Origin of the sequence: Streptococcus dentapri (genome assembly GCF_042649885.1) — a bacterium.
Lineage (GTDB): Bacteria > Bacillota > Bacilli > Lactobacillales > Streptococcaceae > Streptococcus > Streptococcus dentapri.
Genome location: NZ_JBHSAC010000052.1, coordinates 72,898 through 88,658 on the forward strand (window position 1 = coordinate 72,898; position 15,761 = coordinate 88,658).

The window sequence follows — 15,761 nt, forward strand, 5'->3', positions numbered from 1 at the left end:
TTTCCAAAAATTATCAAAATCTATCAACTATCACTAGTTATCACTATATTAAAAAGCAGATATTCTAAAGGAAATAGCTGCTTTTATGACTATTATACAGTCTAGAAATTATTAGAGAAAAAGTTTTGCTAATTGTCTAGCAACACCGTCTTCCTCATTGCTGTATTTTGTTTGATTATCAGCATAAGGTAGAAGGGCCTTGCTGGCGTTCTTCATCGCATAACCAGTTCCTGCAAAGGACAGCATCTCTGTATCATTATGTTCATCTCCAAAGGCAATGAGATCTTGCTTATCTTTGCGCAGACGTTCTAACAAATGCTTGAGTGCAAAAGCCTTATTGACCCCCTTGGGAGAAAATTCCAGAATATTAAGAGGTCCCCCCCAAGAGTCAACCTCAATGCCATTTTGAAAATGCTCCTGAATTTGATCTGCCAGTAGGTACTTGTCATGAGCACGAGTTTGCATAAGCAGAGCGTTGGGGTCGCGGGTAATTTTTTCGGGAATCAAACGCATATCATCTGTAATATGATTGACACCAAATATCTCAGGCGGAATCAGTTGTCGGTTTTCCATAGTGATATAGAAGTTTTTTTGGTATTCACTGGCCAGAAAATCCGTTTCAAACGCATCGTAGTTTTCCAAGACTTCAAATAGGTAGTTCTTATCAATTTTTACATTGAGTTCTCCAGTCCAAGAAGTTTCAGGAATATGAGTTAGGGCACCGTTGAAATTGATCATGGGTCCCCCCAGACCCAAACGCTTGTAGGGCTTGATAGACATGCGGTAAGGCCGTCCTGTCACAATGACGATTTGATGTCCAAGTTTTGCAATCTTCTTGAGAGTGTCCACTGTATAGTCAGAAATGGTATTATCGCTGCGCAAGAGGGTGCCATCTAAATCTAAGGCAATTATTTTATGAGTCATACTATTCATTATAACAAAAAATAGGTCTAGGACAACAGTTCTAATTTCTTGTCTTCTGTGAATAGAGAAGTCCGACACGACCAAGATGTTTTCAACAAAGCCTATTGTTTTCCCAATCATTATAGGATATAATCAACTTATTGTTTAAAAAAGGAGTTTTGAATTTCAATGGAGAAATTTTTCAGATTAAAGGAACGTGGAACTAATGTCCATACTGAAATTATGGCTGGTTTGACGACTTTCTTTGCGATGTCCTACATCTTATTTGTCAATCCAGCCATGCTGAGTCAGACAGGGATGCCTGCTCAGGGTGTTTTCCTGGCAACTATTATTGGTGCAGTTGCGGGGACTTTGATGATGGCCCTGTATGCCAACTTACCCTACGCTCAAGCGCCAGGTATGGGGTTGAATGCTTTCTTTACCTATACTGTTGTCTTTTCTCTCGGTTATAGCTGGCAAGAGGCCCTAGCCATGGTTTTCTTGTGTGGACTTATTTCACTAATTATCACAGTTACGAAAGTACGTAAGATGATAATTGAATTGATTCCTAACACTCTTAAATCAGCGATTTCAGCAGGGATTGGTATTTTCTTAGCCTATGTGGGTATCAAAAATGCTGGCTTTTTGAGTTTTGCGATTGATCCCCACAAATATACCGTATCTGGAACTGGTGCTGACAAGGCTGCTGCTTCCATTACAGCAGACTCTTCTGCTACACCTAGCCTCGTCGCTTTCAATAATCCAGCGGTTATCTTAGCCTTGATTGGGCTTGCAATTACCATTATTTTCATTGTTAAAGGTATTCGTGGTGGTGTCATTATTTCTATTGCAGTGACGACCTTAGTTGGGATCTTTCTGGGAGTTGTTGATTTGAGTAGCCTCAATTGGTCGGAAACCAACCTTTCAGCTTCTTTCCATGATTTAAAAGATGTCTTTGGTGTAGCCCTTGGCAGTAAAGGTTTAGGCTCACTTTTCTCTGATATCACAAGAATTCCAAGTGTTCTAATGGCCATCCTTGCTTTTTCTCTAACAGATATCTTTGATACTATTGGAACACTAATCGGTACAGGTGAAAAGGTCGGTATCGTAGCGACAACTGGCGAAAACAAAGAATCTGAAGGATTGGATCGGGCTCTCTTTTCTGACTTGGTTGGGACAACCGTCGGTGCTATCGCTGGTACTTCAAATGTTACAACCTATGTTGAATCTGCTGCTGGTATTGGTGCTGGTGGCCGTACTGGTTTAACTGCTCTCGTTGTAGCAGGTCTCTTTGCAATCTCCAGCATCTTTAGTCCCTTGGTATCCCTTGTACCAACTCAGGCTACGGCTCCTATTCTCATCATCGTTGGTATTATGATGCTATCCAATCTGAAAAATATTCAATGGGATGATTTATCAGAAGCGGTCCCTGCCTTCTTTACATCTGTTTTTATGGGATTTGCTTATAGTATTACCTATGGTATCGCTGCTGGTTTTATTACCTTTACCTTGGTAAAAATTATCAAGGGTCAGGTCAAGGATATTCATTTGATTTTATGGATTCTAGATCTCCTCTTCATCCTCAATTTCATTAGTTTAGCCCTTTTATAGTTTTCTATTTGTGATTACATAAAATAATTGGAAGAGCAGTTCTTTTTTGATATAATGACTCTATGTTTTACAGTCATAACGAAGACGAGCTAAGAGCAATTGGTTCAAGGATAGGACAGTCTTTGCAAGCGCAGGATGTCCTTATTTTGACCGGAGAGCTCGGTGCTGGGAAAACAACGCTTACAAAAGGGATTGCTCAGGCTTTAGAGATATCGCAAATGATTAAGAGTCCAACTTACACCATTATCCGTGAGTATGAAGGGAAGTTACCTCTCTATCATTTGGATGTTTATCGTATTGGAGATGACCCAGATTCGATTGATTTAGATGACTTTCTTTTCGATGCTGGTGTTACGGTTATTGAATGGGGGCATCTTCTGGGGTCTAATCTACCGGATGATTATTTGGAAGTCATTATCGACCGGGTTGATGATGGACGCCAAGTTTCCTTTAAGGCTGTTGGGGAGCGCTCTCAAGAATTGATGGGAGCAATCAGTGGCTAGCCAGAAAGTTATTTTTGAAGAAGCTAAAGCACAAGACGCTTCGGCCCTAATTAGTTTTTTTAAAAGAAGTGATAGTCGAAACAGACTTGATTACCAAGGATAGCGAACCCCTGTCGGAAATTCAAATGTTTGAATTTCTGGAAAAACAGTTGCACAGTCCAAGAGATATTTGTATTCTAGCTAAACTGGAGGGACAAATCATCGGCTTGCTCAATCTTGTCAGCCATCCAGAGTTCTCAGGAGCCTGGGCGGGCGATGTCTTTTTAGTGATTGCTAAGGATTACCGTGGCCATGGCCTAGGAGGCATCCTCATGGAAATGGTGATAGACTGGGCTCAAGAATCCGACTGTTTAACGCGACTCATTCTAACCGTTCAAGTGAGAAATAAACCCGCTATCCATCTTTACCAAAAATTTGGATTTGAAATAGATGGTCTTCAAACCGATGCTGTCCTCAGCAAAGAAAACCATTATCTTGAGGTCTATGCGATGAGCAGACCAGTAAATAAGGACTAGATATGAAATTAGGAAGAAAAATTTTTATGATGTTGTCAGCTATTGTGGCAACAACAATTTTAGCAATTGTTATCTATGGGGGCAGTGCCCTCAATTTTACCAATAATCAGTTATTACAGACTTTCAAACAGTATGGTAAAAGTAGCAAGGCTATTGAACAGACTAAGCCTTTTTCCATCCTTTTGATGGGGGTTGACACTGGTGATTCCCAGCGTAAGGAAACCTGGGAAGGTAATAGTGACACTATGATTCTTGTTACGGTTAATCCTAAGACAAAAAAGACAACGATGACCAGTCTGGAACGGGATGTTTTAATTAATATGTCTGATGATTCCAGTGATCAAGCTAAACTTAATGCAGCCTATGCTAGTGGAGGAACGAAAAAAGCCTTATCCGTTATCGGTGGTCTGCTTGATATTGATATCGATTATTACATGCAGGTTAATATGCAGGGCTTGGTTGATTTGGTTGATGCGGTCGGTGGTATCACAGTTACCAATAATTTCGATTTCCCAATTTCTATTGCCGAAAACGAACCAGAATACACGGCGACTGTTGAGCCTGGGACGCACTTAATCAATGGTCAACAAGCTCTGGTTTATGCCCGTATGCGCTATGACGATCCCGAAGGAGACTATGGCCGTCAAAAACGTCAGCGCGAGGTTATTCAAAAAGTTGTAAAAAAATTGTTGAACATGGGAAATAGTGTTAGCAGCTATCAAAAAATCTTATCAGCTGTAAGTAAGAATATGCAGACAGATATTGATCTTTCAACCAACAACTTGACTAATCTACTTGGTTATAGAGATGCTATTGGTAATGTTAAAACCTATCAGTTGAAAGGAACTGATGCTATGATTGATGGTGGTTCCTATCAAATTGCAACGGCCAATGATCTGTTAAAAATTCAAAACCGCATCAAAAAAGAACTAGGACTTAAAGAGGAAACAGAATCTAGCATGAAAACTAATGCTGTTTTATATGAGAATCTCTACGGTCAAGATCTGGACTCTTATGGATCAGAAGATGATTCTGCAGCTTATGGTGACAGTAGCTACGGTTCTTATAGCTCTGACTATTCTGGTACAGATGATGGTAGCGCAGCAGGTGGCTATAATGCACCGAGTGATTATGGCACAGGCGGCTACAGCAGCTATGGAACGGGATACTAGAAGTGAGGTTTGGAAAAACAGATTGTTATACATTCCATAATTATTAAACTTTCTAAATATAAAAATGAACGAATCGGTCTCTTGTGGAGAATAGTTTCGTTCATTTTTTATTATTTAATAACAATCACTCAAAGGCTTGAAAGTATCTGTTTTATGAAAAAGAGTAGAACAGGATATAAGTGGATAAAAAAACACCCGAATCGGGTGCCACTTTTTAAAAGTTGTATACGGATAAACCTTATTTTAACTTGCTGTGTTGTTTCGAATGGTTCCAAAACTAAGGCTTTAAGTTTTGGGGAAAAGAAAAGCCACAATATGTGATTCTACTTGTAAAAAATTAGTATTGATATATAATTTAAGTAAAGGTAGAGCCTTTCTAACTCCCCTTGAAACAGACTTGTCTGCGGTAGGAGGTGGGACGGTTCTACCTTTTTTTATTTTGCAACCGACTTCAAAACATAGGCTCTTTGTCAACTGTAGTGGGTGACTTATAGCAGCTCCATAATATCTGTAGTGGGCAAGTCCGCTTTGGGTATTATAGGGCTTTTTGAGTTTAACCAAAATCTCATCGCTTTGAATAGTAAAACGCTTTGAAAGACCGTTTTAGCTTGTCTTTAAAAACTTAAAAGAGAGAATCCATCTGATTCTCTCTTGCGCTGAGTTATGAGTCATCCACTACACTTTATCCGGTCTAGGGGATATTTACTTGGATGAATTAGTTAGAATAATATCATTTTGGTTTTATTGCCATTTCTGCAGCCGTTGCTCGATTTCTTCGAGATAAGATTGAGTGTTCTGATGAAAGACTTGAAATTTATAGGTCAGGTCTTTTTTATAGTCGCTAATGACATCTAACTGTTGTGAAATAAGAGTGATATCGTCTTGAATGTTAGTGATGTCTCGTTTTATATTCTTAAAGCTAGATCGAGTTTCCTTGAAATTTTCTTTAAAGCAGTCGCGGTTCTGATATACTTTATAGGCTCCATAAACTGTTATACCAGACAGGAGCAGTCGTCCTAGTTTCATGCGGTCACCTCGTTGGCAATTTTCTGAGCAAGTTTAGCAAGAGCATCAAAGTCGGGTTCGTGCTCGGTAAAGGTAATACTTAGCTCATCATTGCTATCATAGCGGGGAATCAGGTGGATATGAGCATGGAAAACAGATTGTCCTGCCACCTCTTCATTGTTATTGAGAATGTTGAGGCCCTTAGCATTTGTGGCTGATTTCACAGCCCGTGCTAATTTTGGTAGGCGAGAAGAGAGCTCCAATGCGGTTTTCTCAGACATCTCCAAGACATTGCGAACATGTTCCTTGGGAACCACTAGGGTATGACCAGGAGTTGTCTGAGAGATATCCAGAAAAGCTAGCACTTTGTCATCTTCATAGACTTTGGAAGAAGGAATTTCTCCGGCAATGATTTTACAAAAAATACAGCTGTCCATGTAAATACCTCTCGATTAATAATGTTTTTGTTATAATAATTATATTATTGATTATAACAAAAAATAGAAAGAATACTATGTTAAAAGTAGAAAAAATGACAGGGGGCTATCTGAATATTCCTGTCTTAAAGGATTTATCTTTTGAAGTTGCCGATGGGGAACTGGTAGGTCTCATTGGTCTTAATGGTGCCGGAAAATCGACAACGATTAAAGAGATTATCGGTCTTTTGACCCCTTATCAAGGAGATATCAGTATTGATGATGTGACTCTTAGTCGGGATAAGGTAGCCTACCGTAGAAAAATCGGTTTTATCCCTGAGACGCCTAGTCTTTATGAAGAGCTGACTTTGCGCGAGCATCTGGAAACAGTTGCTATGGCCTATGATATTCCAGTGAAGACAGCTCTGGAAAGGGCACAAAGCCTGCTTGAACTCTTTAGGCTGGCTGATAAATTGGACTGGTTTCCTGTAAACTTTTCCAAGGGAATGAAGCAGAAGGTCATGATCACCTGTGCTTTTATTGTTGAACCTAGACTTTTGATTGTGGATGAACCCTTCCTTGGCTTGGATCCTGTGGCTATCAATGATCTAACAGATCTTCTCAACAAAGAAAAAGCTAAGGGTACCTCGATTCTTATGTCTACCCATGTCTTAGATTCGGCAGAGAAAATGTGCGATCGTTTTGTCATTTTGCATCAGGGGCAAGTGTGCGCTCAAGGAACTCTAGCAGATTTGCGTCAGGATTTTGGTCAGATGGATGCTAGTCTCAACGATATTTATATGGTGCTAACTAAAGAGGTCTGATATGAAAGAAGTATTTGCTAAACGCCGCTTTGACTTTAACCAGCAGTGCTTGAAATATCTCCGCTATGTTCTCAATGACCATTTTATTCTGGTCTTGCTCTTCTTATTAGGCTTTCTTTTGGTACAGTATAGCAGCCTATTGCAGCATTTTCCCAATAACCGCCTGCCGATTATCCTTAGTCTTAGTACCCTGATTTTGATTTTATTATGGTTTGGGCGGGTGGCTACTTATTTAGAGCCTGCCGATTATATTTTCCTTCTACCTAAAGAAGATGAACTTTTAAAGCTTATTAGGCAGGCTAGGTTCCGAAGTTTTGCGCTCTGGGGGAGTTTGCAGACAGCTCTGCTCATTGTTTTAGCACCAATTTTTCTGGCTTTAGGTTTTTCAAAAACAGCCTTCTTTGCTTTGCTTATCGGTTTGCTTATTGTGAAGGCTTTAGTGGTCTATGCTAGAAGCAGACGACTAACTGCAGCAGATCACTTTGATTGGGATTGGGCTATTAGCTATGAACAGGGACGTCAACAGTCCATTTTAAAATTTTATTCCCTCTTTACCAATGTTAAGGGGATTTCAACTCAAAATAAGCGTCGTGCTTATCTGGATGTATTTCTATCGAGGTTACTTAAGCAACAGTCCAACCTGTGGTCCAATCTTTATATGAGAGCGTATTTCCGCAGTGGTGATTATCTTGGTCTTACTTTACGTCTTACGGTTCTGGGTATTTTAAGTTTAGTTTTTATTGACCAAGCTCTGGTAGCAAGCTCTCTAGCTGTACTCTTTAATTACTTGCTTTTGTTCCAACTTTTAGCGTTGGCTAATCATTACGACTACCAGTACTTGACCCAGCTTTTTCCGGTTGATGCAGATCTCAAAAAAAGGAATTTTAAAAGTAGTCTGAGAAAAATTCTCTATCTTATTTTAGGACTTGAAGTTCTTGTTTTATTGGTCTTTGCTTTCTCATGGCAAAGTCTACTGCTGCTAGTAGTTGTCAGTCTCGTCTTGAATGAGGTTTATTTGCCTTACAAGTTAAAGAATATGATTGACGCGGACTGATAAAACAAGTAAAATAATAAAACAGATTACAGTCTATGGATAACAAAAGGAGGGGTAACGTGACAACAACTGATTCAGATTTGACTTTAAAGCCCTTGCGTGGTAAAAGTGGTAAAGCTTATATCGGAACTTATCCGAATGGAGATCGTGTCTTTGTTAAAATGAATACGACCCCTATTTTGGCTGCTTTAGCTAAGGAACAAATTGCACCTCAACTGCTTTGGGCCAAGCGGATGTCCAATGGCGATGTGATGAGTGCGCAAGAATGGCTTAATGGACGTATTTTAAACAAGCAGGACATGACGAGTAAGCAGATTATTCAGATTTTGCTACGCATGCACCGCTCAAGAACTTTGGTCAACCAATTGTCCCAACTCAATTATAAGATTGAAACACCCAAGGATCTCGTGATTGACTGGGGAAATAGTGTACCAGAGCAACTGCGTTCTAATACCTTTTTGCAATCCATCGCTCAGGAACTCAAAGATAACTTGCCAGAGTTTGATCCTGAAAAAGCAACTATCGTGCATGGGGACCTGCGTCATAGCAACTGGGTTATTACTACCAGTGGGTTGATTTATCTAGTGGATTGGGATTCTGTTCGCCTGACAGATCGTATGTACGATGTGGCCTACATGCTGAGTCATTACATCCCTTATACCCACTGGAATGAGTGGTTGAGTTATTATGGCTATAAGACTAATGATCTGGTTATGACAAAGGTAGCCTGGTTTGGGCAACTGTCTTACCTAACTCAAATTCTCAAATGTTTCGATGAAAACGACATGGAGCATGTCAACCAAGAGATTTATGATTTGCGCAAATTCCGCGAGATAGTTGGTAAATCATAGAATGAGAGTGAGAAAACGTAAAGGTGCTGAAGAGCATCTCGCCAACAACCCATATTATGTGATCCTCAGCCCCGAAGATGCTAAGGGGAAGTGGCATCAAGTCTTTGGTAATGACAAGCCCATCCATATTGAGGTTGGTTCTGGCAAGGGGGGCTTTATTACAGGAATGGCAGCACAAAATCCTGATATTAACTATATCGGTATTGATCTTCAGATTTCTGTCCTCAGTCATGCCCTTGATAAGGTCTTAGCCAGTGATCTTGATAATGTTCGCTTGTTACAGGTGGATGGATCTAGCTTGACCAATTACTTTGCGGACCAAGAGATTGACCTTCTATATCTCAATTTTTCAGATCCTTGGCCCAAGACTAAGCATGAAAAACGCCGCTTAACCTACAAGACCTTCCTAGATATTTATAAGAAGATTTTACCCGAGCATGGGGAAATCCACTTTAAGACGGATAATCGTGGATTATTTGAGTACAGTTTAGCTAGTTTTTCCCAGTATGGAATGGTTTTACAAAAGGTTTGGTTAGATTTACATGCTAGTGATTTTGCGGATAATGTGATGACAGAATATGAGCAGAAATTTTCTGATAAAGGTCAGGTCATCTATCGGGTAGAAGCTAGATTTTAGCAAGAAAAAGAGGCGCAGTGGTTTTTTTCTTGAATAATTTATGTTATAATGTCACCTCAGTGGCATTTCTATGGAGAAGTCGCATAGTGGCCGAGTGCGCACGCTTGGAAAGCGTGTAGTCCTTAACGGGGCTCGGGGGTTCGAATCCCCTCTTCTCCTTTGACAAAAACTTAAAAATGGGCTTTATTAGTTTAAAAGGCAATCAAACCTTGCAATTGTTGGAATGACGTGCTATACTACTAATAATGATACAAAGAAGGAGGCGGAGTTGTAACTTCGCCTCTTATGTATTGCTTTATTCTCTTGTTTTAAGGATGGGATGGGCTCTATAGATCTTAAATCCCTTCGATTTATGGCAAGAATTGATAAAAGTTAGAAAAAGGAGGGGCCTATTATCGCAAATCAATCTATTGTTGATCTTGTTACCCAGACAATTGCACCGGTAATTCCACAACCCTTTGAATTGGTTGATGTTGTCTATGAAAAAATGGGGGCTGACTATGTGCTCTCGGTTCTAGTGGATAAACCGCAAGGCATAACTGTTGACGATACGGCCGAGTTGACGGATCTCATCAGTCCCTTGTTGGATGAGATTAAACCTGATCCTTTTCCGAGCCAGTACATGCTAGAGGTTTCCAGTCCAGGTTTGGAACGTCCTTTAAAAACAACTGAAAGTCTGAGTGCGGCGGTTGGTAGCTATATCAATGTCAGCCTCTATAAGGCTATTGATAAGGTTAAAGTTTTTGAAGGGGACTTGGTGGATTTTGATGGTGAAAACTTAACACTTGAATACAGGGATAAAACCCAAAAGAAGATGGTCGTAATCCCTTACTCGACAGTAGCCAAAGCCCGTTTAGCTGTTAAGCTGTGATAGGCTTTGCTTCAGAAGATCTTATCTAAGAAATTTGAGTTTTAGTGAGTAGAAATTGTAGATAGAAAGGATACCAGCTCCGCTAATTAGCGAGCCTAAAATGTTATGAGCAAAGAAATGCTAGAAGCCTTCCGCGTTTTGGAAGAAGAAAAACACATTGATAAAAACGATATTATTGATGCGGTTACGGAATCGCTTAAATCGGCCTATAAACGCCGCTATGGTCAATCAGAAAGCTGTGAGGTTGAATTTAACGAAAAGACGGGTGACTTCCAAGTTTATAGTGTCCGTGAGGTTGTTGAAGAAGTTTTCGATAGTCGTTTGGAAATTAGTCTGGCCGATGCCCTGAAAATTAGTTCTGCCTATGAACTCGGGGATAAAATTCGTTTTGAAGAATCGGTCAAAGAATTTGGTCGGGTAGCTGCCCAGTCGGCTAAACAGACGATCATGGAAAAAATGCGTCGTCAGATGCGTGAAATCACCTACAATGAGTACAAAGAGCATGAAGGTGAAATCATGACGGGGACTGTTGAGCGTTTTGACCAACGTTTCATCTATGTCAACCTGGGATCTCTAGAAGCGCAACTATCTCACCAAGATCAAATCCCGGGAGAAGCTTTTAAATCCCATGACCGTATTGAAGTTTATGTCTATAAGGTTGAGAATAATCCTCGCGGTGTTAATGTTTTCGTTAGCCGTAGCCATCCAGGCTTTATCAAACGTATCATGGAGCAAGAAATTCCTGAAGTTTTCGACGGAACGGTTGAAATCATGAGCCTTGCCCGTGAAGCGGGAGATCGTACCAAGGTTGCTGTCCGCAGTCATAATTCTAACGTAGATGCTATCGGTACAATTGTCGGTCGCGGTGGTGCCAATATCAAGAAGGTTGTTGGCAAATTCCACCCTGTTCGTCTTGATCCAAAAACAGGTCTTGAAGTTCCAGTGGAAGAAAACATTGATGTCATCCAATGGGAAGAAGATCCAGCAGAATTTATTTACAATGCCATTGCACCAGCAGAAGTTGACTATGTCATCTTTGATGATGAAAATAGCAAGCATGCAACGGTTGTTGTTCCTGACAGCAAGCTATCTTTGGCTATTGGTCGCCGTGGGCAGAATGTTCGTTTAGCAGCCCATTTGACTGGTTACCGCATTGATATTAAATCAGCTAGCGAATACGAGGCTATGGCAGCTGATTTGGACGAAGAAGCGGAAGAGACTGCAGTTGAAAATTTGACAGCTGATATAGAAAGTTCTGCGGACGATTCAGCCGAAGAATTATCAACCGAAACGCAATAGAAAGCAAGGGAAGGTGTTTTATGGCAAAAACAAGAAAAATACCTTTGAGGAAATCAGTTGTTTCAGGTGAAGTGATTGACAAGCGCGACTTACTTCGGATTGTCAAAAATAAAGATGGTCAGATCTTAATTGATCCGACTGGGAAGCAAAATGGACGCGGTGCCTATATTAAATTAGACAATGAAGAAGCCCTGCTGGCTAAAAAAAACCATGCCTTCAATCATAGTTTTTCGATGAATGTACCAGAAGAATTTTATGATGAATTAATTGCTTATGTAGATCACAAGGTCAAAAGAAGAGAGTTAGGTCTTGAATAATTTAGATAGACTGTCAAAACTAATTGGATTGGCCCAAGGTGCAGGCTCAATTGTTTCGGGTGAGGAACTGGTCATCAAGGCCATCCAAAACCATAAAACAAGATTGGTCTTTCTAGCACATGATGCTGCCCCAAATTTGACAAAAAAAGTAACAGATAAATGTAATTATTACGATATAGAATTCTCCACAGTGTTTTCAGCACTGGAATTAAGCGTTGCTATCGGCCGTTCCCGCAAGGTTTTGGCCGTCACAGACGCTGGATTTTCAAAGAAAATGAGGACTCTTATGGACTAAAGAATAGGAGGACAGGATTTGTCTAAGAAAAGATTGTATGAAATTGCCAAAGAACTTGGCAAACCAAGTAAAGAGGTCGTGGCTCAGGCCAAAGCGCTCGGCTTAGATGTTAAAAGTCATGCTTCGAGCGTAGAAGATGCTGATGCTAAGCGTATTGAGGGAAGTTTTTCATCTACAACTAAGAAGGAAAACACCAAGGAACAAGATCCTAAACCGGCTCCAAAAGCTAAAGCGGCATTAACACAAAAGCCAGCTCAAGCGCAGCAAGCTCAGACCGAGACAAAAGCGGGGTCTGGCCAAAAGTCGGATCAGGCTAAACCGACATCTAAACCTAAAATCCGTAATTTTAAGGCGGAACGTGAAGCCAAGGCTAAGGCGGAAGCAGAACGTCGTCGAAACAATCAAAATAATCATCGTAAAGATAATAGTCGTGATGATAAAAATAAGAATCGCCGTCAGGACAACCGTCCTAATAACCACGATCGCAACAACCGCCGTGACAATGCTAACCGTCAGCCACAAAACCAAGGTCCACGTATTGACTTTAAGGCGCGTGCGACAGCCTTGAAGGCAGAGCAAAACGCTGAATATTCACGTGAGAGTGAGAACCGTTTCCGTCAAGAACAAGAAAACAAACAGCGTGCAGCTCAAGAGCGGGAACAGGCTCGTCAAAATAAACGTAAGGAGGAGCAAGAAATTACACTTACTCCAACACCTGTGCGGCCAAGCCCTGCGCCTGCAGCGGTTGTCAATCAGCCGGTGAAAGATAATCGCCGTAAAAAGGCTAACCGTCCGGACAAATCACATGATTTTTCAGATAGAAATGAGGACGGACCAAAACCAAGTAAAAATAAAAAGTGGAATAATCAAAACCAAGTGAGAAATCAAAGAAACAGTAACTGGAACAACACTAAGAAGAATAAAAAAGGTAAAAATAACCGCAATAATAATGTTGCTCCCAAGCCGGTAACAGAGCGTAAATTCCATGAATTACCAAAAGTGCTTGAATACACTGAAGGTATGACTGTCGTGGATATCGCTAAACGTATCAAGCGTGAACCGGCCGAAATTGTCAAAAAGCTATTCATGATGGGGGTTATGGCTACCCAAAATCAATCTCTGGATGCTGATACGATCGAACTTTTGATGGTAGATTACGGTATAGAACCTAAACAAAAAGTTGAAGTTGATGATGCAGATATTGAACGTTTCTTTGTAGATGATACTTATCTCAATTCGGAAGCTATGGTCGAACGTGCCCCTGTTGTAACCATTATGGGACACGTTGATCACGGTAAAACTACTCTTCTTGACACCTTGCGCAATTCTCGTGTTGCTACAGGTGAAGCTGGTGGGATCACTCAACATATAGGAGCTTATCAAATTGAGGCTGACGGTAAGAAGATTACCTTCCTTGATACACCAGGACACGCGGCCTTTACGAGTATGCGTGCACGTGGGGCTTCGGTTACAGACATTACCATCTTGATTGTTGCAGCTGATGATGGGGTTATGCCGCAAACTATTGAAGCAATCAATCATTCAAAAGCTGCTGGTGTCCCGATCATTGTTGCCATCAATAAGATTGATAAACCAGGAGCTAATCCAGAGCGTGTTATCGGTGAATTAGCTGAGCACGGTGTTATCTCAACCGCTTGGGGTGGTGATTCTGAATTTGTTGAAATCTCAGCCAAATTTGGTAAAAATATTGAGGAATTGTTAGAAACAGTCCTTCTAGTTGCCGAAATCCAAGAATTGAAAGCAGACCCAACTGTGCGTGCCATCGGTACGGTTATTGAGGCCCGTCTGGATAAAGGAAAAGGTGCCGTTGCGACCCTTCTTGTTCAACAAGGGACTCTTCACGTACAAGATCCAATTGTTGTTGGTAATACTTTCGGCCGTGTTCGTGCCATGACTAATGATATTGGTCGCCGTGTTAAGACAGCCGAGCCATCAACGCCTGTTTCTATTACTGGTCTCAATGAAGCTCCAATGGCAGGTGATCATTTTGCCGTTTATGAAGATGAAAAAGCAGCCCGTGCTGCTGGCGAAGAACGGGCTAAGCGCGCTCTTTTGAAACAACGTCAGGTTACTCACCGCGTCAGTCTTGAAAATCTCTTTGATACCCTCAAAGATGGCGAAGTTAAAACTGTTAATATCATCATCAAGGCAGATGTGCAAGGTTCTGTTGAAGCCTTGTCTGCTTCCTTGCAAAAGATTGAAGTAGAAGGTGTTAAAGTTACTATCGTTCACTCTGCTGTCGGTGCTATCAATGAGTCCGATATTACTCTGGCTGAGGCATCAAACGCTGTTGTTATCGGTTTCAATGTCCGTCCGACATCACAAGCCCGTGCTCAAGCAGAAACGGATGAAGTGGAAATTCGTCTTCACAGCATCATCTACAAGGTTATCGAAGAAATCGAAGATGCCATGAAGGGTCTGCTTGATCCTGAATATGAAGAAAAAGTCATCGGGGAAGCTATTATTCGTGAAACATTCAAGGTATCTAAGGTTGGGACCATTGGTGGTTTCTTTGTTACCAATGGTAAAGTTACTCGTGACTCCAGCGTTCGTGTTATCCGTGATGGTGTTGTCATTTACGATGGTAAATTAGTTAGCTTAAAGCACTACAAGGATGATGTGAAAGAAGTTGGTAATGCACAAGAAGGTGGTCTCATGATTGAGGGCTATAATGATCTTGAGGTAGATGATATTATCGAAGCTTATATTATGGAAGAAATCAAGAGATAGTTCCATTATCGTGATTGAGAAAGGAGCACAATGGCTAAATCATTTCGTGTCGACCGTGTAGGTATGGAGATTAAACGGGAAGTTAATGAAATTCTTCAAAAGAAGGTTCGTGATCCTCGTGTCTCCGATGTTACTATTACAGATGTGCAAATGCTAGGAGATCTTTCAGCAGCAAGGGTTTACTACACCATCCATTCAAGTCTCGCTTCTGATAATCAGAAAGCGCAGACCGGCCTAGATAAAGCCAAAGGAACCATCAAACGTGAACTTGGTAAAAATCTAACCATGTATAAAATTCCTGATTTAATCTTTATCAAAGATGAATCTATTGAATATGGGAATAAAATTGATCAAATGCTGCATGACTTGAGAAATAAGGATTAAGATAACCTTTCAAAGGTCTGATTTTGCCTTTTATATAAACATACTCGTGGTGCTAGTTGATTTTCAACGACAATAAAAAGCCCAAAAGGACTATACTGTAAGTGACAAAACAAACAGGAGGTAGTCCTAATGAGCCACTTACAGTATACCGCTAAATCCCATCATTTACAATGGAATATCAAACAATTATCTCAAATCAGTTCCCAATTTTATCATACCTACTGCCCCGATTCTTTGAAACATCGTCGCAATATTGGTTTAGTCAAAGTTTCAGATGAGTCAGACCGAAGACAAACTTCTTTTTGGAGGTTTGTCTTTTTTGGTGTCTCTTATCTTTAAGATGAAAAATGGAT

16 protein-coding genes, 1 tRNA gene and 3 pseudogenes are annotated in these 15,761 nt (G+C 40.7%); 17 read left to right on the top strand and 3 right to left on the bottom strand.

What is annotated here, in order from left to right; translation table 11 throughout:
* Positions 1-111: 111 nt before the first annotated feature.
* On the bottom strand, positions 112-924 hold the full coding sequence (locus tag ACFOSE_RS06410) for a Cof-type HAD-IIB family hydrolase (protein ID WP_380431791.1): 813 nt from the start codon (positions 922-924) through the stop codon (positions 112-114).
* A 168-nt stretch (positions 925-1,092) separates the two neighbouring features.
* On the opposite strand from ACFOSE_RS06410, the gene ACFOSE_RS06415 reads away from it, so the two are divergent.
* The 4 genes from ACFOSE_RS06415 to lytR all read left to right on the top strand — a co-directional run bounded on the left by ACFOSE_RS06415 (position 1,093) and on the right by lytR (position 4,704).
* Positions 1,093-2,514: an NCS2 family permease gene (locus ACFOSE_RS06415; RefSeq protein ID WP_380431793.1), complete on the top strand. Its 1,422-nt coding sequence runs from the start codon at positions 1,093-1,095 to the stop codon at positions 2,512-2,514.
* Between the two features lie 62 nt (positions 2,515-2,576).
* Complete coding sequence (tsaE, locus tag ACFOSE_RS06420; protein WP_380431795.1) at positions 2,577-3,017, top strand: tRNA (adenosine(37)-N6)-threonylcarbamoyltransferase complex ATPase subunit type 1 TsaE; 441 nt, start codon at positions 2,577-2,579, stop codon at positions 3,015-3,017.
* A 68-nt stretch (positions 3,018-3,085) separates the two neighbouring features.
* Positions 3,086-3,532, top strand: a complete 447-nt coding sequence (locus ACFOSE_RS06425; protein WP_380431796.1) for a GNAT family N-acetyltransferase — start codon at positions 3,086-3,088, stop codon at positions 3,530-3,532.
* A 2-nt stretch (positions 3,533-3,534) separates the two neighbouring features.
* The gene (lytR, locus tag ACFOSE_RS06430) at positions 3,535-4,704 is read left to right on the top strand and encodes a glycopolymer--peptidoglycan transferase LytR (protein WP_380431798.1); all 1,170 of its coding nucleotides are present in this window, start codon (positions 3,535-3,537) and stop codon (positions 4,702-4,704) included.
* A 741-nt stretch (positions 4,705-5,445) separates the two neighbouring features.
* On the opposite strand, the gene ACFOSE_RS06435 is transcribed toward lytR, so the two are convergent.
* Positions 5,446-5,730, bottom strand: a complete 285-nt coding sequence (locus tag ACFOSE_RS06435) for a hypothetical protein (protein WP_380431799.1) — start codon at positions 5,728-5,730, stop codon at positions 5,446-5,448.
* The gene (locus ACFOSE_RS06440) at positions 5,727-6,146 is read right to left on the bottom strand and encodes an HIT family protein (protein WP_380431800.1); all 420 of its coding nucleotides are present in this window, start codon (positions 6,144-6,146) and stop codon (positions 5,727-5,729) included. The genes ACFOSE_RS06435 and ACFOSE_RS06440 overlap by 4 nt, the downstream gene beginning before the upstream one ends.
* A 77-nt stretch (positions 6,147-6,223) precedes the next feature.
* Between ACFOSE_RS06440 and ACFOSE_RS06445 the strand changes: the two genes are divergently transcribed.
* The 13 genes and pseudogenes from ACFOSE_RS06445 to ACFOSE_RS06505 form a co-directional block, all read left to right on the top strand.
* Positions 6,224-6,949, top strand: coding sequence for an ABC transporter ATP-binding protein (locus ACFOSE_RS06445; RefSeq protein WP_380431802.1), 726 nt, complete (start codon positions 6,224-6,226; stop codon positions 6,947-6,949).
* 1 nt (position 6,950) lies between these two features.
* On the top strand, positions 6,951-8,003 hold the full coding sequence (locus tag ACFOSE_RS06450; RefSeq protein ID WP_380431804.1) for an ABC transporter permease: 1,053 nt from the start codon (positions 6,951-6,953) through the stop codon (positions 8,001-8,003).
* A gap of 35 nt (positions 8,004-8,038) precedes the next feature.
* The gene (gene ccrZ / locus ACFOSE_RS06455) at positions 8,039-8,854 is read left to right on the top strand and encodes a cell cycle regulator CcrZ (protein WP_380431806.1); all 816 of its coding nucleotides are present in this window, start codon (positions 8,039-8,041) and stop codon (positions 8,852-8,854) included.
* 1 nt (position 8,855) lies between these two features.
* Positions 8,856-9,491, top strand: a complete 636-nt coding sequence (trmB, locus tag ACFOSE_RS06460; RefSeq protein WP_380431807.1) for a tRNA (guanosine(46)-N7)-methyltransferase TrmB — start codon at positions 8,856-8,858, stop codon at positions 9,489-9,491.
* A 72-nt stretch (positions 9,492-9,563) separates the two neighbouring features.
* A tRNA-Ser gene (locus ACFOSE_RS06465) sits at positions 9,564-9,650 on the top strand.
* A gap of 232 nt (positions 9,651-9,882) precedes the next feature.
* Positions 9,883-10,362, top strand: coding sequence for a ribosome maturation factor RimP (rimP, locus tag ACFOSE_RS06470; protein ID WP_380431822.1), 480 nt, complete (start codon positions 9,883-9,885; stop codon positions 10,360-10,362).
* Positions 10,363-10,467: 105 nt separating this feature from the next.
* Positions 10,468-11,661 carry a transcription termination factor NusA gene (nusA, locus tag ACFOSE_RS06475; protein ID WP_380431809.1) on the top strand — a complete coding sequence of 398 codons (1,194 nt, stop codon included), beginning with the start codon at positions 10,468-10,470 and terminating at the stop codon, positions 11,659-11,661.
* Positions 11,662-11,681: 20 nt separating this feature from the next.
* Positions 11,682-11,978 carry an RNase P modulator RnpM gene (rnpM, locus tag ACFOSE_RS06480; protein ID WP_380431810.1) on the top strand — a complete coding sequence of 99 codons (297 nt, stop codon included), beginning with the start codon at positions 11,682-11,684 and terminating at the stop codon, positions 11,976-11,978.
* On the top strand, positions 11,971-12,273 hold the full coding sequence (locus tag ACFOSE_RS06485) for a YlxQ-related RNA-binding protein (protein WP_380431812.1): 303 nt from the start codon (positions 11,971-11,973) through the stop codon (positions 12,271-12,273). The genes rnpM and ACFOSE_RS06485 overlap by 8 nt, the downstream gene beginning before the upstream one ends.
* An 18-nt stretch (positions 12,274-12,291) precedes the next feature.
* Positions 12,292-12,934: pseudogene (locus ACFOSE_RS06490) on the top strand (translation initiation factor IF-2 N-terminal domain-containing protein); the annotation flags it as partial.
* A 104-nt stretch (positions 12,935-13,038) separates the two neighbouring features.
* Positions 13,039-15,024: pseudogene (gene infB / locus ACFOSE_RS06495) on the top strand (translation initiation factor IF-2); the annotation flags it as partial.
* Between the two features lie 30 nt (positions 15,025-15,054).
* Positions 15,055-15,408, top strand: a complete 354-nt coding sequence (gene rbfA / locus ACFOSE_RS06500) for a 30S ribosome-binding factor RbfA (protein WP_380431814.1) — start codon at positions 15,055-15,057, stop codon at positions 15,406-15,408.
* Between the two features lie 129 nt (positions 15,409-15,537).
* Positions 15,538-15,690: pseudogene (locus tag ACFOSE_RS06505) on the top strand (IS982 family transposase); the annotation flags it as partial.
* Positions 15,691-15,761 lie beyond the last annotated feature (71 nt).

Coding starts and splice junctions, on each gene's coding strand:
- ACFOSE_RS06410 (WP_380431791.1), bottom strand. CDS start 924: ATGACTCATAAAATAATTGCCTTAGATTTAGATGGCACCCTCTTGCGC.
- ACFOSE_RS06415 (WP_380431793.1), top strand. CDS start 1,093: ATGGAGAAATTTTTCAGATTAAAGGAACGTGGAACTAATGTCCATACT.
- tsaE (WP_380431795.1), top strand. CDS start 2,577: ATGTTTTACAGTCATAACGAAGACGAGCTAAGAGCAATTGGTTCAAGG.
- lytR (WP_380431798.1), top strand. CDS start 3,535: ATGAAATTAGGAAGAAAAATTTTTATGATGTTGTCAGCTATTGTGGCA.
- ACFOSE_RS06435 (WP_380431799.1), bottom strand. CDS start 5,730: ATGAAACTAGGACGACTGCTCCTGTCTGGTATAACAGTTTATGGAGCC.
- ACFOSE_RS06440 (WP_380431800.1), bottom strand. CDS start 6,146: ATGGACAGCTGTATTTTTTGTAAAATCATTGCCGGAGAAATTCCTTCT.
- ACFOSE_RS06445 (WP_380431802.1), top strand. CDS start 6,224: ATGTTAAAAGTAGAAAAAATGACAGGGGGCTATCTGAATATTCCTGTC.
- ACFOSE_RS06450 (WP_380431804.1), top strand. CDS start 6,951: ATGAAAGAAGTATTTGCTAAACGCCGCTTTGACTTTAACCAGCAGTGC.
- ccrZ (WP_380431806.1), top strand. CDS start 8,039: ATGGATAACAAAAGGAGGGGTAACGTGACAACAACTGATTCAGATTTG.
- trmB (WP_380431807.1), top strand. CDS start 8,856: ATGAGAGTGAGAAAACGTAAAGGTGCTGAAGAGCATCTCGCCAACAAC.
- nusA (WP_380431809.1), top strand. CDS start 10,468: ATGAGCAAAGAAATGCTAGAAGCCTTCCGCGTTTTGGAAGAAGAAAAA.
- rnpM (WP_380431810.1), top strand. CDS start 11,682: ATGGCAAAAACAAGAAAAATACCTTTGAGGAAATCAGTTGTTTCAGGT.
- rbfA (WP_380431814.1), top strand. CDS start 15,055: ATGGCTAAATCATTTCGTGTCGACCGTGTAGGTATGGAGATTAAACGG.